At 44.2% G+C, this 5,560-nt stretch carries 7 protein-coding genes; 2 read left to right on the top strand and 5 right to left on the bottom strand.

Features of this window, described 5'->3' with window-relative positions; all coding sequences use genetic code 11:
- Window positions 1-143: 143 nt before the first annotated feature.
- Together O9332_RS03290 and O9332_RS03285 are read left to right on the top strand one after the other, a co-directional pair.
- Window positions 144-581 (top strand): restriction endonuclease subunit S domain-containing protein, encoded by a 438-nt coding sequence (locus tag O9332_RS03290; protein ID WP_288023613.1) that lies wholly within the window; start codon window positions 144-146, stop codon window positions 579-581.
- An 86-nt stretch (window positions 582-667) separates the two neighbouring features.
- Window positions 668-3,886 carry a type I restriction endonuclease subunit R gene (locus O9332_RS03285; protein ID WP_288023612.1) on the top strand — a complete coding sequence of 1,073 codons (3,219 nt, stop codon included), beginning with the start codon at window positions 668-670 and terminating at the stop codon, window positions 3,884-3,886.
- A 252-nt stretch (window positions 3,887-4,138) separates the two neighbouring features.
- Here O9332_RS03285 and O9332_RS03280 read toward each other — a convergent pair whose 3' ends face one another.
- From O9332_RS03280 to O9332_RS03260, 5 genes are all read right to left on the bottom strand, one after another.
- A complete protein-coding gene (locus O9332_RS03280) occupies window positions 4,139-4,408 on the bottom strand; it encodes a UPF0367 protein family (protein ID WP_002756830.1) in 270 nt (89 codons plus the stop codon).
- 207 nt (window positions 4,409-4,615) lie between these two features.
- A complete protein-coding gene (locus O9332_RS03275; protein WP_002756831.1) occupies window positions 4,616-4,834 on the bottom strand; it encodes a type II toxin-antitoxin system HicB family antitoxin in 219 nt (72 codons plus the stop codon).
- A complete protein-coding gene (locus O9332_RS03270; RefSeq protein ID WP_002756832.1) occupies window positions 4,834-5,055 on the bottom strand; it encodes a type II toxin-antitoxin system HicA family toxin in 222 nt (73 codons plus the stop codon). Before O9332_RS03270 ends, O9332_RS03275 begins: the two co-directional genes overlap by 1 nt.
- 22 nt (window positions 5,056-5,077) lie before the next feature.
- On the bottom strand, window positions 5,078-5,218 hold the full coding sequence (locus O9332_RS03265) for a type II toxin-antitoxin system HicA family toxin (RefSeq protein ID WP_002756833.1): 141 nt from the start codon (window positions 5,216-5,218) through the stop codon (window positions 5,078-5,080).
- Between the two features lie 35 nt (window positions 5,219-5,253).
- Entirely contained in the window at window positions 5,254-5,442 is a 189-nt protein-coding gene (locus O9332_RS03260; RefSeq protein ID WP_288023615.1) for a type II toxin-antitoxin system HicB family antitoxin, read from the bottom strand.
- Between the last annotated feature and the right edge of the window lie 118 nt (window positions 5,443-5,560).

Here is a 5,560-nt window from a genome sequence, read left to right as displayed (position 1 = left end):
CCTATAAGCGCAAGAACTCACCTCCTGTCGCCATTAGGTAAAAATAGTCAAAACCCAGACTTGGCAAACTTTTCCTGCTTACAATAAGAATTGTAACAATAAGCTTGACAAATTGCAGATAATCTTAACTTCTCACCAATGATGTGATTACTGATGAAGACCATCAAAAGGTTATGCAAAGGAGCAGACCAGAAACAGGAGATATAATTTTTTCAAATATCGGGACATTAGGTTCAACGGTTTTGGTAGATAATGAATTCGAGTTTAGTATAAAAAATGTAGCTTTATTTAAACCTTTTGACAAAAACTATTCTAGTTTTATGTTTTTATATTTTTCCGATCCTGCTACTTTAAGAAAAATGGAAATTCAGTCTTCTGGAACATCACAAAAGTTTTTTAGTTTGAAATTTTTAAGAGGCTTGCATATACTTACTCCTAATAAAACTCTTCTTAGATTATTTAATGATGTAGTCGAGCCAGCGTTAAAACAACGCTCTCTATTGCATAAATACAATCAAAAACTAAAACAAGCGCGTGACATACTACTTCCGAAACTTATGAATGGAGAGATCGAGGTGTAGAGGCAAAAAGAGCGATCGCACCTGTAAAAATGCCTGAAAATTGGCAATATTAATAAAATAAACCACTCCCCTGCACAATCGACCCTATGACCACCGAGGATAAAGTACAACAACTCACCGCCAACTGTCTGCGAGATCAACTTGGTTGGCAGAGTGTCTATGCTTATAGTCAAGAGGATTACGGTGAAAACAGCCTGCTCGGACGGCAAAATCAGAAAGAAGTTATCCTCAAACGCTACCTAAAACAGAAATTACGAGAATTTAACCCCAATCTTCCCGAAGAAGCCTATAAATCCGCCATTCTCCAAATCGAAGAAATCAACTCCAGTCAAACCCTTCTGGCCACCAATCAAGAGAAACATCAACTCCTTCTCGATGGAGTACAGGTGAGCTACCGCAACGCCAAAGGAGAGCTAATTAGACAAACCCTAAAAATCCTGGATTTTGACCAACCCAGCAATAACCATTTTCTAGCGGTTCGAGAACTGTGGATACAGGGGGAAATCTACCTCCGTCGCACGGATTTGGTAGGTTTTGTTAACGGCATTCCCCTACTCTTCCTAGAAGCGAAAAACCTCAACCGGGACCTAAAAGCGGCCTACGACGAGAATTTATCGGACTATCTTGATACTATCCCCCATCTATTCGCCTATAACGCCTTTGCGATTTTAGTTAATGGCATAGACGCGAAAATAGGTAGTTTCTGCGGCAAATACGAACACTTTCATTCATGGAAACGCCTGGCCGAGAGTGACCCCGGCATTGTCGATATGGAAACCATGCTAAAAGGAGTCTGCGATAAAAATAACTTTATCGATCTGTTAGAAAATTATATCCTTTTCGATAACTCCACTGGCAAAACCTGCAAGATTATCGCCCGAAATCACCAGTTTCTAGGGGTTAACCAAGCGATCGATTCTGTGAAAAGATGGCGGGAGGGTGGGATAAAAGATAACAAACTAGGGGTTTTCTGGCATACCCAAGGCTCCGGAAAAAGCTACTCTATGGTTTTTTTCACCCGCAAAATTCGCCGTAAACTAGGCGCAAACTATACCTTCGTTATCTGTACCGATCGCGAAGATCTAGACGAACAGATCTACGATACCTTTGCCGGTTCCGGATTGACCAATAACGAGCAAGAACCCTGCCGAGCTTCCAGTAACGAACACTTGCAGAGTCTTCTGGGAGAGCATAAAGCCTATATTTTCACCCTTATCCAGAAATTCAACCAAACCGTCAATCCCGACCAACCCTACAACTCCCGAAACGATATCATCATTATCAGCGACGAAGCCCACCGAACCCAGTACGGAACCCTAGCCAGCAACCTCCGGGCTGCACTTCCGGGCGCTGGTTTTATCGGTTTTACCGGCACCCCTCTAGTCAGCAACGACGAGATCACTAAACGCTATTTCGGGGATTATGTCTCCACCTACGACTTCCAGAGAGCGGTCGAGGATAAAGCCACCGTTCCCCTCTACTATGATGCAAGGGGTGATAAACTCTCGATCGCCGTCAACGACCTCAACGAACAGATCGCCGCCAAAATCGAAGAGTTAGAGATCGAAAATGTCGAGATAGAAGACCGTTTAGAAAGGGAATTAAGAAGGGATTACTACATCCTGACGGCCCCGCAGCGGTTGGATGCGCTGGCCCGTGATTTCGTTGAACATTACAGCACCGCTTGGGAAACAGGCAAAGCCATGGTGATTTGTATCGACAAGCTCACCTGTGTCAAGCTGCATAACCTGATCGATCGTTACTGGAGCGAAAAAATCCAACAACTGAAAAAAGACCTCAAAAAAATTACCGATGACCAAGAGGAAAACTATCGTCAGCGTCAGATTCAATGGATGGAAGCAACCCTAACGGCCGTGATCGTCAGCGAGGAACAGGGAGAGATCGACAAATTCCAGAAACAAGGGTTAGATATTACCAGCCATCGCAGTGTAATCAAAAACGGCTTTCAACTGGCGGACGGTAAAAGGATCAGCCCAGAAAATGCCTTTAAACAAGCCGATCACCCCTTTCGGATCGGCATCGTCTGCGCCATGTGGTTGACTGGTTTCGATGTTCCCTCCCTCTCCACCCTCTACCTCGATAAACCCCTAAAAGCTCATACGCTCATGCAAGCGATCGCTCGTGCTAACCGGGTTAACGAGGGCAAAACCAACGGTTTAATCGTGGATTACTGCGGAATCCTCAGAAATCTCCGTCAAGCTCTCGCCGATCTCGCCCAAATTTCCGATCAGGGACGCAGGGAAGACCATCTTAGTCTCGACCCCACGAAACCCCAAGAAAATTTACTGGATGAATTGGCCCGATCGATCGAGGCAGTTAAAGAATTTTTGGGGGAAAGTAACGCATCCCTAGACGCGCTCCTCGAATATAAAATACCTAGTTTTGCCTTCAATAAAGCCATTAACGACGCGAAGGAAGCGATCAATCGAAGTGATCAGGCCCGACAAAATTTTGGACTCCTCTCTCAAGAGGTCTTCCATCTTTTTAAGGCCTGTCTTAATCAGCCATCGGTTAATCACTACCGTCCGGCTCACGACACGATTAAACTGATCTATAAATGCATTCAAGGTGATCGGGAGAAAATAGACATCGCGGAAATTCTCTTGGAAATGCGATCGGTAATCGACGGGGCGATCGATGTAACCACCGAAGCGAGGGCCGATGATACCCCACTGTACAACATCAGTAAAATCAACTTCGAGCGTCTGAAACAGGAATTCGCTAATAGCGATCGCAAGAATACCACCGTCCAAACTCTCAAAAACGCCATCGAAAACCGTCTCCGAACAATGCTCGAGCAGAATCTGCAACGGACGAACTTTCAAGAACATTACGAGCAGATCATCGCTGATTATAATTTCGAGAAGGATCGGGTGGCGATCGAAAAGACCTTCGAGGCCTTATTAGAATTCATTCAGGAACTCGATCAAGAGTCCCAACGGGCGGTTAGCGAGGGATTAGACGAGGAATCCCTCGCCGTGTTCGACCTTTTAACCAAAGAGAATCTATCACCGCAAGACATTGAAAAAATTAAACAGATCGCCACGCAGCTTTTGAAAACCCTAAAACAAGAGAAACTAAAGATCGATCGTTGGCCAGATAAAGAATCCAGTCGGGCGGAGGTTAAAACTACTATTCACAACTTTTTATACAGCGATGATACTGGTTTACCCGTCGATCTCTACACGGAAGAAGAAGTGGAAGAAAAAACGGAAGAAGTCTTCCGCCACATCCGGCGAGTTTATCCGAGTCTGCCTTCGCCTTATTACAGGTCGGCTGCCTAGATTCTGGACTGTCCATATTTCGCTTTTCCGAAGTTGCTGATTTTATATCTGATAATCATCACCGTCCCTAAATATTTGCTCCGATTTTTTGTAGTAAAGTTATACTATTAAGGAAGCAAAGACGAAATTCTAAGTAGGTGGGTATTAAAAATTGTCAGACACCCCCATGATCAAGGAGGATCCCCCCGCCTATCGGCACCCCCCTTGATAAGGGGGGCAGGGGGGATATGAGAACTTTTAACACCTACCTACTTATTCTGTGGCTAAAGCGACAAACCCCGGCGCTCTACCGGTGGAGGCAGCCCCAGATTTTTGTGACACAATCACCGCACTGATCTGATCGCTCAAAACCGCCACCTTTTTATCGGTTTGTTTTTCACAGGTTAATTCTAATAATTCCGGATTCGGCGATCGCATAGCGTTAATAATTGTTTGATACAAAGCGTCTGCTGCTGCTTCTTCCTTGCGCTGCACGGAAATGGGGATGGGCGAGAGTTTCAGGGTAATATCGATCGAATACATAGTTTAGCGTTCCCTTCCAAAAAACAAGTCAAAAACCATTGTATAGCAGGGCTTGGGTGTTGGGGTTTTAGGGTATTAGTGATCAGATGTGGGTTTTCAGTTCACTGATTGCTGTTCACTGTGGGGATAACCCTAGCATCATCACCGATTAACTCTCGGCAGTCGGTGTGCAGAGGCGTTGTTATGCCCCAGGACCGAGCAGGAATATCAAGCGACCGATCTTGTTCTGGGTTCGGGAATCACTTCACCTTCTGTCCGCCAGGCTTCCAAGTACATTTCAATCACTTCTTCTCCGTTGTGGATAGCCTCTTGACGAGTTTTGCCATGAGTACAAGGCATGACGACAAGATCAGAAAACTCTGGGATCGTTACCAGGAAAAGCTGATCTTCATCAGACCACTGAACAATCATGCTGTATTTATTCATTAATCTCCATCCTCTCGCAACTCTTTCAGTTCAGTCAGTAGTTTTGCCAGTTGTTTTTCTAGGTAAAGTGGGACATCATCTCCATCTTTGCCCGGGATTGTCAGTGTTTTTCCGATCAAAGGATGTCTCCAACGTTCATGGCTACCCTTGCCCCGTTTGGGTAAGTAAACAAATCCTTCACGGACAATTTGAGCTTTCAACTCTCGGATCTTTCTAGGCATGGAAGCATCTGATCATTCCACTCTATTCTCTCACTTCTCTCTTCTTTAAGCCATGTTTAGGAAATGGAACAGTAGTTGCACGTCCATCTTCAGGACAGAATTGTTTATGGGAGCCTTTCTGACGTACCTCAACAAAGCCAAGACTTTCTAAGATACGAACCACTTCCTGTGGTTTCAGAACAGGTATATTGCTGATGATTACTGTGTACCAACAAATACTGTTTTAAATTTTGTTTGTTCATCCTCAAGGAGCATTTCTATCACTTCACAAAGATTTGTCTGTAATTCATCTAAAGTTTCACCTTGAGAATTTGCTCCTGGAAAACCAGGGACATAACCCACATAAAGATTAGTATCAAAATCTTTTGGTTCTTCGGTTTTTGTTATGCAATGGACGGGGGTTATAAGGGATGGAACCCTTATATAGAAAGGCATTTGGCGATTTTTGTCAATTATTTTTGATCTAGAGCGAACTAATCAATTAAGTCTCTTGCCAGATAAGGAT

It is taken from the genome of Microcystis sp. LE19-10.1B, from assembly GCF_027530565.1.
Classification (GTDB): domain Bacteria; phylum Cyanobacteriota; class Cyanobacteriia; order Cyanobacteriales; family Microcystaceae; genus Microcystis; species Microcystis aeruginosa.
The sequence above is the reverse complement of the archived record's forward strand: the minus strand, read 5'-3'. Positions and strand labels throughout refer to the sequence as shown.

What these genes read in the sequence shown, in the direction of transcription:
- O9332_RS03285 (WP_288023612.1), top strand. Translation starts at nt 668, where the DNA reads ATGACCACCGAGGATAAAGTACAACAACTCACCGCCAACTGTCTGCGA.
- O9332_RS03280 (WP_002756830.1), bottom strand. Translation starts at nt 4,408, where the DNA reads ATGTATTCGATCGATATTACCCTGAAACTCTCGCCCATCCCCATTTCC.
- O9332_RS03275 (WP_002756831.1), bottom strand. Translation starts at nt 4,834, where the DNA reads ATGAATAAATACAGCATGATTGTTCAGTGGTCTGATGAAGATCAGCTT.
- O9332_RS03270 (WP_002756832.1), bottom strand. Translation starts at nt 5,055, where the DNA reads ATGCCTAGAAAGATCCGAGAGTTGAAAGCTCAAATTGTCCGTGAAGGA.